The 19399-nt window shown below is 35.7% G+C and carries 20 protein-coding genes; 11 read left to right on the top strand and 9 right to left on the bottom strand.

Annotated features, from left to right (window positions below; genetic code table 11):
- Window positions 1–95: 95 nt before the first annotated feature.
- The 3 genes from rlmB to pdhA all read right to left on the bottom strand — a co-directional run bounded on the left by rlmB (window position 96) and on the right by pdhA (window position 3527).
- The gene (rlmB, locus tag B0A58_RS09030) at window positions 96–833 is read right to left on the bottom strand and encodes a 23S rRNA (guanosine(2251)-2'-O)-methyltransferase RlmB (protein ID WP_089080790.1); all 738 of its coding nucleotides are present in this window, start codon (window positions 831–833) and stop codon (window positions 96–98) included.
- Between the two features lie 101 nt (window positions 834–934).
- Entirely contained in the window at window positions 935–2521 is a 1587-nt protein-coding gene (locus tag B0A58_RS09025; RefSeq protein ID WP_089080789.1) for a dihydrolipoamide acetyltransferase family protein, read from the bottom strand.
- Between the two features lie 4 nt (window positions 2522–2525).
- On the bottom strand, window positions 2526–3527 hold the full coding sequence (gene pdhA / locus B0A58_RS09020; RefSeq protein ID WP_014084867.1) for a pyruvate dehydrogenase (acetyl-transferring) E1 component subunit alpha: 1002 nt from the start codon (window positions 3525–3527) through the stop codon (window positions 2526–2528).
- A 310-nt stretch (window positions 3528–3837) separates the two neighbouring features.
- On the opposite strand from pdhA, the gene pyrF reads away from it, so the two are divergent.
- Both pyrF and B0A58_RS09010 read left to right on the top strand, forming a co-directional pair.
- The gene (gene pyrF, locus B0A58_RS09015) at window positions 3838–4665 is read left to right on the top strand and encodes an orotidine-5'-phosphate decarboxylase (protein WP_089080793.1); all 828 of its coding nucleotides are present in this window, start codon (window positions 3838–3840) and stop codon (window positions 4663–4665) included.
- A 12-nt stretch (window positions 4666–4677) separates the two neighbouring features.
- Window positions 4678–5478, top strand: a complete 801-nt coding sequence (locus tag B0A58_RS09010; RefSeq protein WP_089080788.1) for an ABC transporter substrate-binding protein — start codon at window positions 4678–4680, stop codon at window positions 5476–5478.
- A gap of 390 nt (window positions 5479–5868) precedes the next feature.
- Here B0A58_RS09010 and B0A58_RS09005 read toward each other — a convergent pair whose 3' ends face one another.
- The 4 genes from B0A58_RS09005 to B0A58_RS08985 all read right to left on the bottom strand — a co-directional run bounded on the left by B0A58_RS09005 (window position 5869) and on the right by B0A58_RS08985 (window position 10108).
- A complete protein-coding gene (locus B0A58_RS09005; RefSeq protein ID WP_089080787.1) occupies window positions 5869–6612 on the bottom strand; it encodes a DUF4197 domain-containing protein in 744 nt (247 codons plus the stop codon).
- Between the two features lie 250 nt (window positions 6613–6862).
- On the bottom strand, window positions 6863–7375 hold the full coding sequence (locus B0A58_RS08995; RefSeq protein WP_089080785.1) for a hypothetical protein: 513 nt from the start codon (window positions 7373–7375) through the stop codon (window positions 6863–6865).
- A gap of 209 nt (window positions 7376–7584) precedes the next feature.
- Entirely contained in the window at window positions 7585–8571 is a 987-nt protein-coding gene (gene lpxD / locus B0A58_RS08990) for a UDP-3-O-(3-hydroxymyristoyl)glucosamine N-acyltransferase (protein WP_089080784.1), read from the bottom strand.
- 481 nt (window positions 8572–9052) lie between these two features.
- Window positions 9053–10108 carry a hypothetical protein gene (locus B0A58_RS08985; RefSeq protein ID WP_089080783.1) on the bottom strand — a complete coding sequence of 352 codons (1056 nt, stop codon included), beginning with the start codon at window positions 10106–10108 and terminating at the stop codon, window positions 9053–9055.
- Between the two features lie 128 nt (window positions 10109–10236).
- Between B0A58_RS08985 and B0A58_RS08980 the strand changes: the two genes are divergently transcribed.
- Genes B0A58_RS08980 through B0A58_RS08965 form a run of 4 tightly spaced genes read left to right on the top strand, consistent with a single transcriptional unit; the run spans window position 10237 to window position 14534 of the window.
- Window positions 10237–11826, top strand: coding sequence for a glycoside hydrolase family 32 protein (locus B0A58_RS08980; RefSeq protein ID WP_089080782.1), 1590 nt, complete (start codon window positions 10237–10239; stop codon window positions 11824–11826).
- A gap of 50 nt (window positions 11827–11876) precedes the next feature.
- Window positions 11877–13217, top strand: a complete 1341-nt coding sequence (locus B0A58_RS08975) for a sugar porter family MFS transporter (RefSeq protein ID WP_089080781.1) — start codon at window positions 11877–11879, stop codon at window positions 13215–13217.
- Between the two features lie 10 nt (window positions 13218–13227).
- On the top strand, window positions 13228–14112 hold the full coding sequence (locus tag B0A58_RS08970; protein ID WP_089080780.1) for a carbohydrate kinase family protein: 885 nt from the start codon (window positions 13228–13230) through the stop codon (window positions 14110–14112).
- 5 nt (window positions 14113–14117) lie between these two features.
- Window positions 14118–14534, top strand: coding sequence for a VOC family protein (locus B0A58_RS08965; RefSeq protein ID WP_089080779.1), 417 nt, complete (start codon window positions 14118–14120; stop codon window positions 14532–14534).
- A gap of 106 nt (window positions 14535–14640) precedes the next feature.
- On the opposite strand, the gene pepT is transcribed toward B0A58_RS08965, so the two are convergent.
- On the bottom strand, window positions 14641–15885 hold the full coding sequence (gene pepT / locus B0A58_RS08960) for a peptidase T (protein ID WP_089080778.1): 1245 nt from the start codon (window positions 15883–15885) through the stop codon (window positions 14641–14643).
- 31 nt (window positions 15886–15916) lie between these two features.
- The gene (locus B0A58_RS08955; protein WP_089080777.1) at window positions 15917–16306 is read right to left on the bottom strand and encodes a DUF1398 domain-containing protein; all 390 of its coding nucleotides are present in this window, start codon (window positions 16304–16306) and stop codon (window positions 15917–15919) included.
- A gap of 538 nt (window positions 16307–16844) precedes the next feature.
- Here B0A58_RS08955 and B0A58_RS08950 point away from each other — a divergent pair.
- From B0A58_RS08950 to B0A58_RS08930, 5 genes are all read left to right on the top strand, one after another.
- A complete protein-coding gene (locus B0A58_RS08950; protein ID WP_014084881.1) occupies window positions 16845–17348 on the top strand; it encodes a GbsR/MarR family transcriptional regulator in 504 nt (167 codons plus the stop codon).
- Window positions 17349–17450: 102 nt separating this feature from the next.
- Entirely contained in the window at window positions 17451–18161 is a 711-nt protein-coding gene (locus B0A58_RS08945; RefSeq protein WP_089080776.1) for a YqjF family protein, read from the top strand.
- On the top strand, window positions 18158–18502 hold the full coding sequence (locus B0A58_RS08940) for a hypothetical protein (protein ID WP_014084884.1): 345 nt from the start codon (window positions 18158–18160) through the stop codon (window positions 18500–18502). Before B0A58_RS08945 ends, B0A58_RS08940 begins: the two co-directional genes overlap by 4 nt.
- Before the next feature lie 13 nt (window positions 18503–18515).
- Window positions 18516–18902, top strand: coding sequence for a hypothetical protein (locus tag B0A58_RS08935; protein ID WP_089080775.1), 387 nt, complete (start codon window positions 18516–18518; stop codon window positions 18900–18902).
- Window positions 18903–18905: 3 nt separating this feature from the next.
- Window positions 18906–19399: NAD-dependent epimerase/dehydratase family protein (locus tag B0A58_RS08930; protein WP_133063108.1), on the top strand; the 494-nt coding region annotated here is incomplete at its 3' end.

The following is a 19399-nucleotide window of genomic DNA, read 5'->3' as shown; positions in this document are numbered from 1 at the left end:
AGGATTTCCACTGCTATCCTTAACGCAAAATGTCACATCTAATTTCATGAGCCAATCAAATCCTATCGTGATACACTCAAAAAAAGATACTACTTTTAACCATTTCTTTGTCTGACGGCTTCATACAAAAAAGCACCACATGCCACAGACACGTTTAACGAACCAATAGAGCCAAACATTGGTAATTTGGCTTTTGCATCAATCACTTTCAATACCGATGGATTGATTCCTCTATCCTCAGAGCCCATAACTATGGCAACCCCTTGATTCAAATCAATATCATACAAATTTTGAGTGGTTTTTTCGGTTGCAGCAACCGTAAGAATGCCCGAACCTTGCATATAAAAAATAGCATCTTTGATGTGTTCTACTTTACAAATTGGCACATTAAATACTGCACCAGCCGATGTTTTAACCGTATCGCCATTTACAGGCGCCGAACCCGATTTTTGAATGATAATACCATGTACGCCCGTACACTCTGCCGTTCTAATAATGGCCCCAAAATTTCGTGCATCTGATATTTGATCTAATATCAAGAACAAGGGTTTGGCATGTGCTTGCAACGTGGAGGACACCAAATCCTCCAACTCCATAAATCCTATTGGCGATATAGAAGCCACTGCTCCTTGATGGTTATTAACCGTCAATCGATGGAGTTTTTCTACAGGTACATACGAAAAATTAATGTTGGCTCTTTTCATCACTTTCATCAAATCTTTCATCAACTCGCTCGATATTTCTTTCTGAATAAATACTTTATCAACAGCCGTTCCTGCTTGTATCGCCTCTATGATGGCTCTAATTCCAAATATTATATTATCTTTTTCCATGATGCAAAGGTATAAATTATTGTTTGTTTTGAATTCAATTCAACAAAAAATCCCAAAAATGACTATCATTTTTGGGATTTTATCAAATATACATGAAGCATTTATGCCAACATAGTAACTGGATTTTCTATAAACTGTTTTAATGTTTGCAAAAATTGTGCTCCCGTAGCACCGTCTATGGTACGGTGGTCACAAGCCAACGTCAATTTCATGGTGTTGCCAACAACTATTTGTCCATTTCTTACAACTGGTTTTTCTACAATTGCCCCCACCGATAAGATGGCAGAATTTGGCTGATTGATGATCGATGTAAATTCTGTAATACCAAACATGCCTAAGTTAGAAATTGTAAATGTACTGCCTTCCATTTCAGAAGGTTGTAATTTTTTATTTTTGGCCTTGCCAGCCAAATCTCGAACACTGCTTCCAATTTGAGTAAGACTCATACTGTCTGTAAATGGTAATACTGGAACTACCAATCCGTCTTCTACGGCTACGGCTACACCAATAGCCACATGATAATTGATGGTAATCGCATTTTCGCTCCATTGTGAATTTACTTTTGGATGTTTTTTCAAGGCCATAGCACAAGCTTTGATAACCATATCATTAAAAGAAATTTTTGTGTCTGGAATAGAATTGATGATAACCCTAGAGTTCATTGCCTCGTCCATGGCAACTTCTATTGTCAAATAAAAATGAGGTGCTGTAAAAATCGATTCCGATAGGCGTTTGGCAATTACTTTTCGCATTTGCGAATTTTTAATTTCTTCCGTTGCCACAGTCCCCGAAGCTACAAATGGTTTGCTATTTTGAGTTTCGGCCTTTTTTTCTGCAACAGCAGCAGGTGCTGCTTGCGGTGCTGGGCTATAATTTTCTACATCGCTTTTAACAATTCTGCCATTTTCGCCCGACCCTTTGATTTGGCTCAAGTTTACCCCTTTATCAGCCGCAATTTTTTTTGCCAATGGCGATGCCAAAACCCTTTCGGTAGAAGCATTTTGGGCTACAACAGGTACCGCTTGAACTGGAGTTTCGGTAGTGGCAGCAACTGGACTTGATGGTGCTTGTCCAAAATTTTGAGCAACTCCAGATACATCTGTTCCAGCAGGGCCAATAATAGCTAAAAGGCTGTCCACAGGTGCCGACTCTCCAGCTGCAATGCCAATGTATAATAAAGTACCAGAGTTGAAAGATTCAAATTCCATGGTGGCTTTATCAGTTTCAATTTCTGCTAAAATATCGCCTTCAGAAATGGTATCGCCTACTTTTTTTAGCCACGTGGCTACAGTTCCATCGGTCATGGTGTCGCTCAATCGAGGCATGGTTACAACGATAACACCGTTGGGTAATGCTGTTTTTGCAGCGGCAGGAGCTTCGTTTGCTACCATGGGTGTGTCTTGCAATGGAGCAGCAGTTTGACCGCCAATCAGCCCTGAAATATCTTCGCCTTCGTTGCCAATAATGGCCAAAAGGGCATCTATTGGTGCCGATTCCCCTTCAGGAATTCCTATATACAAAAGTGTTCCAGAGTTAAAAGATTCAAATTCCATGGTGGCTTTATCTGTTTCAATTTCTGCTAAAATATCTCCTTCAGAAATGGTATCGCCTACTTTTTTTAGCCACGATGCTACTGTTCCTTCCGTCATAGTATCGCTTAGTCGCGGCATAGTTATAATTGTTGCCATATTTTTAGAGTTTGTGAGGTATAAATGGATAATTTTCTTGTTCGTACACTACATCATACAATTGTTGTACTTCTGGAAAAGGTGATTCTTCTGCAAATTTTGCACATTCTTCTACCAAATTCTTAACCCTTTGATCAATTGCTTCGATTTCGGCATCGGTAGCATATTTTTGATCTTTTATAACATCCAAAACTTGTGTAATTGGGTCGATTTTTTTATATTCCTCAACCTCTTCTTTAGTTCTATATAATTGAGCATCAGACATAGAGTGTCCTCTATATCGATAGGTTTTCATTTCTAAAAAAGTAGGGCCATCACCTCGTCTGGCTCTTTCTACGGCTTCGTGAACGGCTTCGGCTACTTTTACTGGATTCATTCCATCTACTGGGCCACATGGCATTTCATAACCCAATCCTAGTTTCCAAATATCAGTATGATTGGCAGTTCTTTCAACAGAAGTTCCCATGGCATATCCGTTATTTTCTACAATAAAAACAACAGGAAGTTTCCAAAGCATTGCCATATTAAAAGCTTCGTGCAACGAGCCTTGACGGGCTGCACCGTCTCCAAAGTAGGTAAGTGTTACCCCACCCGTATTAAAATATTGATCGGCAAAAGCCATTCCTGCTCCTACTGGAATTTGAGCTCCAACAATTCCATGACCTCCATAAAAACCATGTTCTTTAGAAAAAATATGCATAGAACCACCCATTCCTTTTGAAGTTCCCGTTACTTTTCCTAATAATTCGGCCATTACTTTTCGAGGATCAACACCCATTCCAATTGGTTGAACGTGGTTTCTGTAGGCCGTAATCATTTTGTCTTTTCCGCCAAGTTCTATGGCGTGGAGTGCACCCGCCAAAACAGCCTCCTGACCATTATACAAGTGAAGAAATCCTCTTACTTTTTGTTGAATATAAAGCGCTGCTAATTTGTCTTCAAATTTACGCCAAAGTAGCATGTCCTCATACCACTTTAAATAAACTTCTTTTGTAATTTCTTTCATTTCCGTGTTTTAAAAATGTTGTCGTATTTATTTTAGTTGCTTGCAAATTAGCCTCCTCACCCCAAATTGCGAAATGCAAATATAGGAAATTTCAATTTAGTACTAAAATTTAAAATAGTATTTTTAACCAAATTAGTGTCTTTCTCTTCTATTCTAAGTACTTTTTTCCTTTCATGGGTTGTCAATTCCATAGATTTTTTAGGTTTTCATTATTTATTTAGAATCAAATTTTTCAATTTTATCTAAAAAATGATTTGTTTATCGGTAGAATTTCCGAAATTTGCAAAAACAACTAAAATTCATCACCACCTTGACTACAAAAGATTTAACTGCTCAAATTATTCAAAAAAAATCATTCCTTTGTATTGGTTTAGATGTCGATTTGGATAAAATTCCCGATTTTTTATTAAACACCGAAGATCCTATTTTTGAATTTAACAAAGCCATTATTGATGCAACGCACGACCTAGCCGTTTCCTATAAGCCCAACACCGCTTTTTATGAGGCTTATGGCATTATGGGCTGGCAATCTTTGCAAAAAACAATTCAGTATCTTAATACCAATTATCCCGAAATTTTTACCATTGCCGATGCCAAACGTGGCGATATTGGCAATACTTCTAGCCGATATGCCAAGGCTTTTTTGGAAGATTTGGCCTTTGACAGCATTACTGTTGCCCCTTATATGGGCAAAGACAGTGTAGAACCTTTTTTAGCTTTTGAAAACAAGCACACCATCCTATTGGCACTAACTTCAAACGAGGGAGCTTTTGATTTTCAAACGCTTCCATTGGCTCAAAATCAATTGTATCATCACGTTTTAGAAACATCCAAAACTTGGAAAAATGCCTCCAATTTGATGTATGTTGTTGGGGCTACAAAGGCTTCTTTTCTTTCGGAAATTAGAAAAATTGTTCCCGATAGTTTTCTTTTGGTGCCAGGGGTTGGGGCTCAAGGTGGCAGTTTGTCCGAGGTATGCCAGTTTGGAATGAATCAAAATATTGGACTGCTCATCAATTCTTCTAGGGGTATTATTTATGCCGATGCCACTTCAAATTTTGCTCAAAAAGCCCGTGAAGAAGCAGTAAAAATACAGCAAGAGATGCAACAAATTCTTGAAAAAAATTCGTTTATATAATTTATTTTGGAAATGAAAACCTTAATCGACCAGCTGGGTTTTGCCCACACTTTTAATGCGGTACCCAACAGAATTGTGTCGCTTGTACCCTCGCAAACCGAATTGCTTTTTGAAATGGGATTGGAACAAAAAATTGTTGGAATAACCAAATATTGTGTGCATCCTTTGCATTTTAGAGCTACGAAAACATCGGTAGGCGGAACCAAAAAAGTGCATTTTCAAAAAATTAAAAATTTAGAGCCCGATATTATCATTTGTAATAAAGAAGAAAATACACCAGAAATGGTTGATGAATTACGAAAAATTTGTACCGTTTGGGTAACTGACATTGCCGATTTGAAAGCCAACAAAACCATGATTTCAGATTTTGGTGCTATTTTTAATTGTAGAACCGAGGCTCAAAAAATAAATGACAAAATTGAGTTTGCTACACTTGATTTTGAACAATTTATGTCCAATATAAAACCACAAAAAGCAGCCTATTTTATATGGAAAAACCCCTATATGGCGGCGGGTGGTGCCACTTATATTGATGCCATGTTACAGTTAAACGGTTTTGACAATATTTACAAACAAAAAGGCCGTTATCCAGAGGTTGAAATCCGAAAAATGAGAATACAAGGCGACCCTGATTTGATACTTTTGCCAAACGAACCTTACGAATTTACAGAAGAAGATGCCTTTGAATTGGGTAGGTATTCCCATCATGCCAAAACCATTTTTGTGGACGGACAAATGTTTTCGTGGTATGGAACAAGGGTGTTAAAAGCTTTTGAATATTTTAAAAAATTACAAAATAGGATTGCTACCTAAACAAAATGCACAATCCATTATTTTAAAAAAAACAGAAAAAACTTAAATGGAATACATCCGCAAAACAACTTAAAGATGCGTAGTTTTTTTGAAAAAAAAGTGGCATGGCTGGGCTACAACACAAGTAAAGGCTCCCAGCGAAGCAAACTCTTTTTCTAGGGATTTTGGCAAAAAAGATGCGGTATATATAGCTTGTTTTATAAGTCTAATTGAGCTTATATCAATATTAGGTATTGTTTATTATACAAAAAAGTCAATGTTTTGATCCATTGACTTTTTATTCACTAATTCGTTGATTTAAAAACTATTTTATTACTATGCAAAGCTACTCTATTTTTTTTAATTGTATGTTAAATTATTGTTATATTACTCATTTTTAATCAATTAAGATTATTTTTTGTCTTGCATCGAAAATACTTTTTTCAACAAGTTTGATGTTCTAGAACCCAAATCGGTTCGGATGTTTTTTTCTTCAACAGCTATCATTTTGAACACTCCTTTCAAGGCTTGTTGGGCCACATAATCTGTCAAATCAGGGTTTGCTTTACTTACAAATGGTATGGCATTGTATTTGGAAATAAGGTTTGCCCAAATGGCATCGGCACCCACTTTTGCAAAAGATTTTTTAATTACAGGATTGAATTGGAGTAACAACTCTTTTGAAGTATTGGATTCTAAATAGGTTGTTGCAGCATTTTCTTCGCCCATCAAAATGTTTTTGGCGTCGGTTATGTTCATTTTGGTAACGGCTTTTACAAAAATGGGGGTGGCTTGTTTTACAGCGTCTTCGGCAGCATTGTTCATGGCTTTAATGCCTTGGTCTGCCAAGCTACCAAGTCCAATGGCCCGCAATCCAGAATCGACTTTTCTGAGCTCTTCTGGCATCAAAATTTTGACTGCTTCGTTGCTATAAAATCCGTCTTTTGCTGTTAGTTTGCTTACTTGATTGCTAATGCCTTTGTTGAGTGCTTCTTTGAGCCCTTTTGATATATCCAATCCAGAGAGGGCTCCAGTGGCCGGAGGGGCAGTAGTTATATTATTAGTAATTGTTGTTATTTGGTCCAAAATTTTGTTTTGAGCCACTAGGCTATTTACTCCAATTAGTAGTAATCCGAAGGCCATTTGTTTTTTCATGGTGTTGTTTTTTTTGCGTTACATTATGGTTTACGATATTTTGCGTTAGGGATAGCAGTGGAAATCCTTTTAGAAGCCCCCCAGCCCCAAAAAGGGGGGGTGTATTGCATAAATATAGTTTCTGAATGTGGTTATCAAAAAAGATTATTTCACAATATTATATTTCATTTGGAGTTCAATGAACGTTGTTTGCAACGTATAGCCCGACCCTTGGCGAACGCCCAATATATATGCAGGATTTTGTTGTGATTTAGTTGAGGCTTTTTACATTTGTATCATTTATATTAAAAGCTTTGATCACGGCATGATAATCGCTATAATCTACTGCTACTTTGTTTGAAAAATAGCCTGGTACAATTACAATTCTGAAGGTTTGATTGTTGAGATAACTTGGCGTGAGGGCAAGGTTGTAGTTGCCTCCTGCATAGATGGTAAAATCTTGTTTGCTAAAATCAAAGTCATAATCCAACTCGCCTTGTGTCAAGTAAAGCGTGCGTGGAATCAGTTGCCAAATTGGGGTATTGCTGTTGATGGTGCCAGACAATCTATAAATTAATACCACGTCAGATGCGTAAATATTAGGATTTAATGTACGGTATATATTATATCCATCTACATTATTGTAAGCGAAATTTACATTTTTTAATTCAAACACTTCGCTAATCGTATCGTTATCTGTGGTGTTAGAAACCACTTCGGTTTTGGTGCAGCCTAGCATAACGTATGCTATAATAAAAGCCACAAGTAAGGTAATTTTTTTCATCTATTTAAAATTAAATGGTTAAAGGTTCTATATGGTATCGCCCTATTTATTGGTATTTGATGGCGATTTCATACTTTTGAATTTTAAAATGTTATTACATTAATTGTGCCAAAGTGGTTTGAAATATCAAAAAAGTGGTGGTTTGAAAATTTGACCTTAAAAATTGATAGTCGTTTTGGTTTTATCAAACCAAGTTTCGACCTATTTTTTTATGTTGTCATCCTTTTCAAAATGGCCCATTGTTTCAAAGCATTTCGGGCTTCTACGGCAGGATAGCCCAACATGGTTTTGCCTGCAGGCACATCGGCAGTTACGCCCGACCCCGCACCAATGATGGCACCATCGCCAATGGTTGTGTGGTCTTTTATAGAGGCACTCCCTCCTATAATCACACCATTGCCCAACGTTACAGAGCCCGCCAAACCTGAATTTCCTGCCATAATACAGTATTTTCCTAGCTTACAATTGTGCGCTATTTGAACCAAATTATCTATCTTGCATCCATCGCCAACAATGGTCGAACTAAACTTGCCACGATCCACACACGAGTTGGCTCCAATTTCTACATCTTTGCCAATAATCACATTGCCTATTTGTGGTATTTTCACCAAACCTCTTTCAGGACAAGGTCTAAATCCAAAGCCATCGGCTCCAATACTGGCATTGGGATGTATAATGGTTCTGTCGCCAATTTCGCACCTTTCTCTTACAACTACGCCAGGCCAAAAGGTTACTTGTTCGCCTATTATACATTGATCTAATATGGTTACATTGGCATAAATGGTAGTGTTTTTTCCAATTTTTACGTCTTTTCCTATATATACACCCGCTCCTATTTGACAATTTTCGCCCATGTGTACCGAAGGATCTATCTGTGCCGATGGGTGAATTTTGGTACTAAAAACAGGCATCGGTGGTGCAAACATTTCTAAAATTTGCGACATGGCCAAATCGGCATTTTTTACTTTTATAAAAACCCTGTTTGGACCAGGAGCAATGCTAATATTTTCATTAACAACTGCTGCACATGCCTTGGAATTTTGCCACATTTTTTCGTATTTGGCATGTCCTATAAAAGTAATTTCAGTTGCTGTGGCCACTTCAAGTTGCTCTGGTGCCGTTATGAGTTGGGTCGTTTCGCCCTCTATAGTGCCCTGCAAAATGTGGTTGATTTCGGTGATGGAAAACGTTTTCATATTTGGTAGTTTTTTAGTAGTGCCTGTTTGGTTTGGAAATTTTTATTTCGCTGCTTCCAAACAAACTTTGGTTGTAAATGGTTCAAATAAAGTAAATTATGCAACACAAAACTAATTTTTGGCCTTCTTTTTTCAAAAATATTAGTCTGTGTTTTTTCTTAACAAAAATTACAATAAGTCCTATTATGCTATATGTTCAAATGCTAAATAGCATTTTTTCTAGCTATTAAAAAGGCCGTTAAAATTTGTATGAAGCCTCTTCAACACTTTCAAGATTTAACTTTCAAGATTTAAAAAAATAATAATAAGGAGCTATTCCAGCTTTCGTTTCAAGTCCTCGGCCCCAAAAAAGTTTTTTGTACACCACAAAAGGAGCTTCCGCTGGTCGCTCTTTTGTGGCTACAAAAAATCTTTTTGGGGCTTTCGGCCTTTCCACTACAATCTGGGCTAAAATAAATCCGTTTTCAAAAGAAGCATTGTTTTAAAAATCAATTTTTATGATTTTTTCCAAATAACTTTCGGCTATGTTGTTTTTATTTACTTTTAAAACCATCATAAAAGGAGCATCAAGCAAAGGAATATCTCGATCAAAATCACACTTTTGTTGCAATGATGTCCAATTTTGACACAAAAAATTGGTAATGGCCCACGTGCCTTTGTTTTCCATACCGCATAAAAAATAACAATTTATAGTTTCTGCCCCCAGCTTTATGGCAAGTTTCAGCAAAAAACCCGTATCAAAATTTGAATTAGAATCATAATAATCCGTCCAAACGGGCTGTTTCAAATGTTCATTAAAATACCGCACCCTAAACCGCATAGGTTCGTCAGTATATTCTATATAATGGTGGGCATGATTTTCTAAAACCCATCGAAAAAAATAATTGGAATAAAACCCAATCGAAAAGATACAACTTGGTTTATTTTGGTTCAAAACTGTTTCATTAATAGATAAAATTCCATCCTCAAGCTGAATGATTTCTTGGTCGTAAATCCTTTTTGGCAACGTTTGATTGTAATTGTGAAATAAATGAATGAGTTCCAAAAGACATTCGGTATCTCGTGAATCGACCGTTTGTTCATTTATTAACGGAAATTTACCTTTGACAACCGAGTTTGAAAAAGCCAAATTAGAATCAAAAATGGGTTGAATGACCAAAATTTTGCCTTCTTTTTTTATCCCAAAAAAAGTATGCAAAGTCAATGAAAAAGCCGAAATATAATCTTGCGGATTGGCATAACCAATAAATTTGATAAAAATCTGCAAGTAATCTTCCTGAAAATTAACCACTTCCACCGATTTTGCTTCATTCCATTTCCGCCACAAGTACATACTGTTAAAGGTCGTAGAAAAAGAAATTCCGGTAGATTCTTCTATTATTTTTTGAAAAAAAGTCTTGCCTCCAAAGCCATCATTCAATTTCCAAATAGAGGTTTCAGACCCCTTAAAAGTCATGCCTCGTTGTATAAATGCTTCTTGTAGTTTGGTTTTTACTTCAAAGTATAATTTTTCGCAAAGGTTTTTATTCAAATTCATGTGGCTTATTTTATTCCGTTATGTTCCAAATTTGTTCCAAATTTAAACTAAATAATTTACAAAATTAACATAAATACAAAAATAAAAATAGTCTAATAATTCTATTTTTGTATCATAAACCAACCAAAATGACTATCAAAAACACCAATTCTTTCGTTTCTGTACTTGGCTTACTTTTTATTTTTGTAGTCCATATAGCACAAGCCCAAAACAACAATAGGGTTTTGATTCCTACTAAAAAACTTATAAAAATTGACCCTTCCCAATATTACAAAGAAACATACCGACCTCAATTTCATTTTTCGCCCGAAAAAAAATGGATGAATGACCCAAACGGCATGTTATATTACAAAGGAACTTATCATTTGTTTTACCAATATTATCCAGAAGACATCGTTTGGGGACCCATGCACTGGGGACATGCCACGAGCTCCGATTTAATTCATTGGCAACACAAAAAAATAGCTTTGTTTCCAGATGAATTGGGCTATATTTTCTCCGGTAGTGCTGTGATGGATTTAGACAATACTTCGGGGCTGGACACCAAGGAACATCCGCCAATGGTAGCTATTTTTACGTACCACAATATGGAATTTGAAAAAGCAGGCAAAACCAATATGCAAACCCAAGGGCTCGCCTACAGCTTGGATGCTGGCGAAACTTGGACAAAATATACAGGAAACCCAATTATCAACAATAGCAATTTGCGTGATTTTAGAGACCCAAAAGTGTTTTGGAACAACGAAATTAAACTATGGAATTTGGTCTTGGTAGCAGGAGACAGAACCCAAATTTACAGTTCTAAAAACTTGACTAACTGGAAATTAGAAAGCGAATTTGGAAAAGAATATGGTGCTCACGGGGGCGTTTGGGAGTGTCCTGATTTGTTCAAAATTAAAGTAAACGGCAGTTCAGAAGAAAAATGGGTCTTGCTCGTTAGCCTCAATCCAGGTGCACCAAACGGCGGATCGGCAACCCAATATTTTGTTGGGGATTTTGATGGTAAAACATTCAAAACCAACCAAAAAGATACCAAATGGGTCGATTATGGCACCGATAATTACGCTGGTGTAACTTACAATGATGCCCCGAATGGCAATCGCATTTTCTTAGGCTGGATGAGCAATTGGAATTATGCCCGAAACACCCCGACTTCAACTTGGCGAAGTGCCATGACTTTACCAAGAACGCTTGCTCTTACTGCCCTCAACGGGGAGTATGTTTTACAAAGCCAACCCGTTCCACAAATAAAATCTCTTTTGGTTTCCGACTATTCAAAAAAAGAAATGGTGCTGAAAAAAGGAGAAAAAATGACTTTTGACTACCCTAATTTGAATCAATCCCAAATCCAATTTCAATCCGAAAACAAAAACTTGAAATTGGTTTTTTCAAATGAAGTAAATGACAGTCTGGTAGTCCATTACGACGCAAAAAAACAGCTGTTTTCTATCGACAGACGGCATTCAGGAAAAGTAGATTTTGAAAAAAGTTTTGGCGAAAAAACACATCTTACTTCTACTCCATTGCTGCGTTCAAAAACAATCCATTTTCAAATTATTTTGGACTGGTCGTCTGCAGAAATTTTCTTAAATGGAGGGGTTTATACTTTTACAGAACAAATTTTTCCTAACCAAGTTTTTACCAAATTAACAATTCAATCTGCTGAAAATCAAAATATTAAAAATATAACTTTCGATTCTATCAAAGGAATTTGGTAAAACTTACTTTATCAACCAATATCATTAACTAAACCACAAAAACTAAAAAAATGAACAACAAAAAAATTCTCTACTGGTCTATTGTAGTCGCTCTGGCGGGATTCTTATTCGGTTTTGACACCGTTGTAATTTCGGGTGCCGACAAACAATTGCAACAATTATGGGGCTCTTCGGATTTGTACCACGGCTTAGTAGTCATGTCATCTGCTCTATGGGGCACCGTGATTGGTGCTATATTTGGATCTTATCCAACCAATATTTTAGGCCGAAAAAAGACCTTAATCATCATTGGATTATTGTTTTTTATCTCGGCAATCGGAACCGCTTTTGCCAATGATTCTATCATTTTCTCTATATTTAGATTCCTTGGCGGTATCGGAATTGGAGCTTCAACCATTGCTGCACCTACTTATGTTTCTGAAATCGCACCTGCCAAAGACCGTGGGAAATTAGTGGCTTTGTACCAATTCAATATCGTTTTTGGGATATTAATTGCCTTTACATCTAATTTTTATTTACAAGATATTGGCGAAAATTCTTGGCGTTGGATGCTTGGAATTCAGGCGTTTCCTGCTTTTGTTTATACCCTTTTGGTTTTAGGAATTCCTGAAAGTCCCCGATGGATTTTTGAGTACAAAAAAGACCGAGCTCAAGCTATATCAATTTTAAAACAAATCAATACCGACGCTCAAGCTGAGGAAGAAATGGCTGCTATCGAAAAAGAAACATCGCAAGAAATCAAAAACGAGTCGATTTTTATGAAAAAATACAGAACGCCTTTGCTTTTGGCTTTTTTTATTGCCTTTTTCAACCAATTGTCAGGAATAAACGCCTTTTTGTATTATGCACCACGTATTTTTGAATTGGCAGGATTAGAAAAATCAGCTTCTTTTTTAAGCAGCATCGGAATTGGTATCATCAACTTATTATTTACCATGGTCGGGATTTCATTAATTGACAAATACGGCCGAAAAACCTTGATGTATCTGGGTTCTGTGGGGTATATTATTTCCTTGGGATTAGTAACCACCGCTTTTTTCTTTGAATGGAAAGGCATGGCAGTACCACTCTTTTTCTTTTTGTTTATCGCCTCGCACGCCATCGGTCAAGGAGCTGTAATTTGGGTGTTTATTTCAGAATTGTTTCCTAATAAATTAAGAGCGGCAGGCACCTCTTTTGGCACCTCGGTTCACTGGGTTTTAGCGGCATTAATTCCGTCTTTTATACCCTTTTTATTCAAAGAAATTGGTACTACAACCGTTTTTGCCATTTTCTGTATCATGATGGTATTCCAACTGCTTTGGGTTTTCTTTAAAATGCCCGAAACAAAAGGCAGAACTCTAGAAGAATTATCCGAAAGTTTGTCTAATTCAGACAAAACCAACCATTAAAATATTCGTTATGTCAAAAAAAATAGTTTGTTTTGGCGAGGTCTTATTTGACGTTTTTCCAACACATAGAAAAATTGGTGGAGCACCCTTGAATGTTGGGCTTAGAATGGCTTCGCTAGGAATGGACACCCAAATCATCAGCCGCATTGGAAATGATGAAATAGGAAAAGAATTGCTCGATTTTGTAACCGAAAACGGGCTGAATACCAGTTCCATTCAAATAGACGACACTTTTGCAACAGGTGAAGTTTTGGTACAATTAGACGAAAAAGGTTCGGCTTCTTATACCATCAATTATCCTGTGGCTTGGGACAAAATTGAAGCCACTGCCGAAGCGCAGGAAGTTGTCAAAAATGCCGATGCTTTGGTTTTCGGAAGTTTGGTTTGCAGGGATGCCGTTTCCCATCAGAGTTTGTTAAGCTTATTAGAATCAGCCAAATACAAAATTTTCGATGTAAATTTGAGAGCCCCTTTTTATACGATAGAGTTGCTTTTAGATTTTATGAATCGTGCCGACTTTATCAAATTCAATGATGATGAATTGTATGAAATCAGTGCCGATTTAGGGTCGCCATTTCATTCATTGGAACAAAACATTCAGTTTATTGCGAAAAAAACCAACACCAAACACATTTGCGTAACCAAAGGCAGCCACGGGGCGGTTTTATTATACAATGACCAATTATTTTATAATAGTGGCTACAAAATAACCGTTGCCGATACTGTGGGCGCTGGCGATTCGTTTTTGGCAGGTTTATTAACCAAATTATTGACGGGAATTGCACCACAAGATGCCATTGATTTTGCCTGTGCTTTAGGGGCTTTGGTGGCACAAAAAGAAGGTGCAAATCCGAAAATTTCAGCTGAAACTATTGCTGAATTTATGCAAATATAAAAAACATGAATTTAAAAATAAACCACATTCAACACCTTGGAATTCCTGTCTCCGATATTCAAAAATCGTTGGCATTTTATGAACAATTAGGTTTTTCAAACGTCATGCCATCTACTTTTGAAATAGATGGTGAACAAGGCGGCATTGTCGCCATGATGGAGCGAGGCACAATGATTATTGAGTTGTACCAATTGCCTGCGTCCCATTTGCCAGAAATCAAAAACAGAAAAGATGGCCACATCGACCATATTGCTTTTGATGTGGACGATATTGATTTGACCTTCAAAACCTTGAAAGAAAATCATTTTCACATCCTCGAATCGGCACCTGTTTTTCTGAATTTTTGGGATAAAGGATGTAAATATTTCAACATTTTAGGCCCTGACGGAGAACGTTTGGAATTTAACGAAATCATCAAATAAAAAAAACAAAAAGTTGTCGATTACAAACCGCCAACTTTTTGGTTATAAATTATACCGAATAAACATATTTGATATTAAAAATTTATTTATGATTTTAAATAAAGAATTATGCTTTTTTTTCAGCAACAAGGGTTGCAATATTGATGATCACTTCAATAGCTTTTTGCATACTTTCTACTGGAACATATTCGTATTTTCCATGAAAATTATGCCCTCCTGCAAATATATTCGGACATGGTAGCCCCATGTAGGACAATCGGCTGCCATCGGTACCCCCTCTGATAGGCTTGATTAGAGGTTTGATGCCAGCGTTGTTCATTGCTTTTTCGGCCAAATCAACTATGTGCATAACTGGTGCAATTTTGTCTCGCATGTTGTAATACTGATCGTCCATTTCGAGTGTTGCAATGGGTGAACCAAATTGTTTTTGGTGTTTTTTATTGATTTTACTTACTATTTTATTAATTTTTTTCTTTCTTTTCTTGAATTTTTTAGCATCATGATCTCTGATAATCAATTCAACAACAGATTTTTCGATACTTCCAGAAAGGTGTGTTAGGTGATAAAAACCCTGATAACCAGCCGTTTTTTGTGGGATTTCATCCTTTGGCAACTTATTCATAAACTGTTGGGCAATTAACATGGCATTTATCATTTTGCCTTTGGCATAACCAGGATGAACACTTGTACCTTTAAACGTGATTTTGGCTCCTGCTGCATTAAAATTTTCGTATTCTAATTCGCCAATTTGGCTTCCATCCATAGTATAAGCCCAATCGGCTCCAAACTGCGCTACATCAAAATGGTCTGCTCCCCTACCTATTTCCTCGTCTGGAGTAAAACCTACTCTAATTTTGCCATGCTTAATTTCAGGATGTTGTACTAAAAATTCCATAGCACAAATAATTTCTGTCAATCCAGCCTTGTCGTCTGCTCCCAACAAGGTCAAGCCATTGGTAGTTATCAATGTTTGTCCTTTATATTGCAACAAATCTTCAAAATAATCTGGCGATAAAACAATATTTTTTTCCTGATTTAGTACAATATCTTTACCATCATAATTTGAAATTACTTGGGGCTGTACATTGGTACCAGAAAAATCTGGCGATGTATCATAATGGGATACAAAACCAATTGTAGGCAAATCATGTAAAACATTACTTGGTAAAGTGGCCATCACATAGCCTTTTTCATCAATACTAACCTCCGAAAGGCCAATTTGTTTTAATTCCTTTACAAGTAAATGAGCCAAATCAAATTGTTTGGCAGTACTAGGCGTAGTTTCAGAGGCCGCATCAGATTGTGTATCGATGGTTACATAGCTTATAAAACGGTCTATAATGTGTTGCATAATTTTTTTTTAACAAATTTACAAATAATAATTAATTTGGAATGTTTTCTATTAAAACATTATGTCCTTGGCTATCAAAATACGTGCAAGTCCATTGCTCCAAACACACCTCCCATTTGGCAATACCCGTTTTGGCACAATCACTACAAAAAGTAGGAAAATCTGTTTTTTGTTGCTGATGGTCTTTTAATTTAGACATAAACAACTGACAATCAGTAGTTTGACTAACCAATAGTGCTTCATACAAAGGAGCTGTTTTCAACTGAAAACCCGCTACACCCGTATAAATTGTTTGGCCATTTGCAACAAAGGTTTCAAAACTTTTGACTCCAATATTGAAGAGATTTTGCATTAAAAAAGGAAAATCAGCAGCAGATTTCACCTCTTGATGGGCTACTATAATTTGATCTAAAGTAAACATAATTGTATTTTTTTATAAATAGAAAATTTCTTTTTTAGGAAAGCGTAACACTCTTTCCATCCAAAAATTCAAGTACAAACATATTGTTTTTTTGATGAAATATCAAAAAACAAACATGAATTTAGTTTTAAAAAAAATGTGTTAACAATATGACTTATACCACTGACATACAACACAGTACAATATTTCATACCGCTAAACTGTACATATAATAACCATTTAGCCTCACACTATTTTGGGCGTTCCCCAAGGGTCGGGCTATTCGTTTCAAACAATGTTCATTGAACTCCAAAAAAAATATAATTTTGTGAAATAATCTTTTTTGCCCCAAAAAGAGGGGTAAAAAAGGATTTCCACTGCTATCCCTAACGCACTATATGGCAAATAACAGCATTTTATCTTTCAAAGATTGATTATTGGAACTCAAAAGTCAATTAAAAAAAGCCATTTCAAAATAAAATGATTTTTTTGAAATAAGTTTCATTTTTTTTTGAAAGTTTAAAAATAAATGTTATCTTTGTCACGTAATATTATAGAAATGGAATTTATAGAAGCTAAAAACAAATTTGTACAAACCTGGGGGGCTTTAGGGTCGCAGTGGGGCATCAATAAAACGATGGCTCAAATACATGCCTTGTTGATGGTGTCTCATGAAGCAGTTTCGATGGAAGATATTATGGAAGCGTTACAAATATCCAGAGGCAATGCCAGTATGAATTTGCGGGCATTGATGGATTGGGGCATCGTATATAAAGAATTTAAGGTGGGCGAACGCAAAGAATACTTTATAGCTGAAAAAGATTTAGACGAATTAGCTGTAAAAATATCCAAAGAAAGAAGCAAAAGAGAGATAAAACCAGCTTTAAAAATTTTAAAAGAAGTATCGTCTATTGAAGTACAAAATAATGAAGCCGAACAACATTTTGTAAATCAAACTTTAAAGCTTTATGATTTTGTTTTAAAAGCAGATAACGTTTTAGACAAAATAACCGAATATAAAGACAATTGGCTAACCCAATTGTTGATAAAATTTGTCAAATAATTTTTTTCAATCTAACTTTCATTTTTTTCTGAAAGTTTAAAATTTAATGATATATATGAAACATTTTAAATTACTAAATCACAATATTAAAACCATTGACTTATGAAATTTTTAACCGCAAACTGGACCGATTTATTAATCATAAATTATGAAGTGAATCCTGAAATTTTAAACAAATATATTCCAAAAGGAACTGAAATTGATCTTTGGAACAATAAAGCATATATAAGTTTAGTTGGATTTATGTTTGAAAACGTAAAGGTATTTGGACTTAAAATCCCATTACATACAACATTTGAAGAAGTGAATTTACGCTTTTATGTAAAACGATTTGAAAATCATCAATGGAAACGAGGAGTTGTATTCATAAAAGAGATTGTTCCTAGACAAGCATTAACTTGGGTTGCAAATACAATTTATAAAGAACATTATCATACCATGAAAATGCAACATTGCAAAGAAACATCCAATGAGTTTAACATCTTGAAATACGATTGGCAACATAAAAATAATTGGAACAGCATCCGTGTAAAAGCAGGGAAAAATTTATTGGATATTCCAGAAGATTCAGAAGCGGCATTTATAACTGAACATTATTTTGGATATACAAAAGTAGATGCCAATACAACTTATGAATACGAAGTCAAACATCCCAAATGGCAACAATATCATGTTCAGGACTATAAGATAGCCGTTGATTTTGAATCCGTTTATGGTGTTGATTTTAAGGCATTGAAAAATAAAAAACCCGAATCTGTAAATTTAGTTAAAGGATCCAAAATAAGTGTTCATACTAAAATTAAAATCAAATGAATTGGAACATCACCGCTTATGTATGCTACCTGACTATAACTGGTGGAATCATATACAAAGTAGGAAAAATATGCTACTATAACGGCATTATCATGGTCCAACAACTTTTGCCCCATCATGTCGAATGGTGTGTCCGAATCAATCAAATGTTGTTGGTGGCTTATTATCTGGTCAATATGGGGTATGGTGCCACATGTTTAATTCATTGGGATCACATTCAAACCGCACAACAGCTTGTTGAAACTATTGCCCAAAAAACGGCACTAATTATGGGAATTATTGCTTTTTTACATTACATGAATATTTACATTATTATCAAATATATACAAAAATTAATCTAAACACTTTTACATTATGGAAACTAAAATCATCCTTATCGGTTATGCAATTTACTTGCCAATTGCTTTATTTTTAATCTTTTATGTGTCTAAAACGCTTTTCAAAAACAGCAAATTTTATATGATAGACATCTTCAACGGTCGAGAAGCAATTGCCTTTGCAACCAACACCCTTTTTCAAACGGGCTTTTATTTGCTCAACATTGGTTATGCTCTTATGATATTGGAAATCAATTTGTATGAACCCAACTATCAAAAATTAATGGAAGCCTTGAGCTACAAAATTGGTGGTTTTTCTATCTATTTAGGCTTGATGCTTTTTGTTAATTTGTATTTCTTTTTTAGAGGTAAAAGAAAGGCTAAAGAAAACAAATTCAACACGTTACACAATCTAAATGGCTAACCCATGAAAAACCAATTTCATAAAATTGTTATTGCTGGCGGTACTGGTTTTTTAGGAAAAGTATTGCAAAAATATTATTATGAGTCCACCAACGAAATCGTTATTCTAACTCGTGGCCAATCGACAGTCGATTCAAAAATAAAGTATGTAAACTGGGATGCCAAAACTTTTTCAGGATGGGAAAAACACTTGGAAGGTGCAGACGTATTGATAAACCTAACAGGGAAATCTGTTGATTGTAGGTACACCGAGGCCAACAAAAAAATAATTTTAAATTCAAGAATAGACAGCACCGCCATTTTGAATCAAGCAGTATTACAATGTCTCAATCCTCCAAAACATTGGCTAAATATCTCAACAGCAACCATATACAGGTTTTCGTTAGACAAACAAATGGACGAATATACAGGCGAAATAGGGTCTGATTTTTCGATGGATGTTGCCAAAGCTTGGGAGCAAACTTTTTTTGGAACAACAACGGTTCACATAAATTTTAA

Origin of the sequence: Flavobacterium branchiophilum NBRC 15030 = ATCC 35035, from assembly GCF_002217205.1 — a bacterium.
In the GTDB taxonomy this organism is placed as follows: domain Bacteria; phylum Bacteroidota; class Bacteroidia; order Flavobacteriales; family Flavobacteriaceae; genus Flavobacterium; species Flavobacterium branchiophilum.
This window is presented reverse-complemented; position numbering and strand designations above follow the sequence as displayed.

Bases quoted from the DNA above. Each gene is read 5' to 3' on its own strand.
- rlmB (WP_089080790.1), bottom strand. From the start codon at position 833: ATGGAAAAAGATAATATAATATTTGGAATTAGAGCCATCATAGAGGCG.
- B0A58_RS09025 (WP_089080789.1), bottom strand. From the start codon at position 2,521: ATGGCAACAATTATAACTATGCCGCGACTAAGCGATACTATGACGGAA.
- pdhA (WP_014084867.1), bottom strand. From the start codon at position 3,527: ATGAAAGAAATTACAAAAGAAGTTTATTTAAAGTGGTATGAGGACATG.
- B0A58_RS09010 (WP_089080788.1), top strand. From the start codon at position 4,678: ATGAAAACCTTAATCGACCAGCTGGGTTTTGCCCACACTTTTAATGCG.
- B0A58_RS09005 (WP_089080787.1), bottom strand. From the start codon at position 6,612: ATGAAAAAACAAATGGCCTTCGGATTACTACTAATTGGAGTAAATAGC.
- B0A58_RS08995 (WP_089080785.1), bottom strand. From the start codon at position 7,375: ATGAAAAAAATTACCTTACTTGTGGCTTTTATTATAGCATACGTTATG.
- lpxD (WP_089080784.1), bottom strand. From the start codon at position 8,571: ATGAAAACGTTTTCCATCACCGAAATCAACCACATTTTGCAGGGCACT.
- B0A58_RS08985 (WP_089080783.1), bottom strand. From the start codon at position 10,108: ATGAATTTGAATAAAAACCTTTGCGAAAAATTATACTTTGAAGTAAAA.
- B0A58_RS08980 (WP_089080782.1), top strand. From the start codon at position 10,237: ATGACTATCAAAAACACCAATTCTTTCGTTTCTGTACTTGGCTTACTT.
- B0A58_RS08975 (WP_089080781.1), top strand. From the start codon at position 11,877: ATGAACAACAAAAAAATTCTCTACTGGTCTATTGTAGTCGCTCTGGCG.
- B0A58_RS08970 (WP_089080780.1), top strand. From the start codon at position 13,228: ATGTCAAAAAAAATAGTTTGTTTTGGCGAGGTCTTATTTGACGTTTTT.
- B0A58_RS08965 (WP_089080779.1), top strand. From the start codon at position 14,118: ATGAATTTAAAAATAAACCACATTCAACACCTTGGAATTCCTGTCTCC.
- pepT (WP_089080778.1), bottom strand. From the start codon at position 15,885: ATGCAACACATTATAGACCGTTTTATAAGCTATGTAACCATCGATACA.
- B0A58_RS08955 (WP_089080777.1), bottom strand. From the start codon at position 16,306: ATGTTTACTTTAGATCAAATTATAGTAGCCCATCAAGAGGTGAAATCT.
- B0A58_RS08950 (WP_014084881.1), top strand. From the start codon at position 16,845: ATGGAATTTATAGAAGCTAAAAACAAATTTGTACAAACCTGGGGGGCT.
- B0A58_RS08945 (WP_089080776.1), top strand. From the start codon at position 17,451: ATGAAATTTTTAACCGCAAACTGGACCGATTTATTAATCATAAATTAT.
- B0A58_RS08940 (WP_014084884.1), top strand. From the start codon at position 18,158: ATGAATTGGAACATCACCGCTTATGTATGCTACCTGACTATAACTGGT.
- B0A58_RS08935 (WP_089080775.1), top strand. From the start codon at position 18,516: ATGGAAACTAAAATCATCCTTATCGGTTATGCAATTTACTTGCCAATT.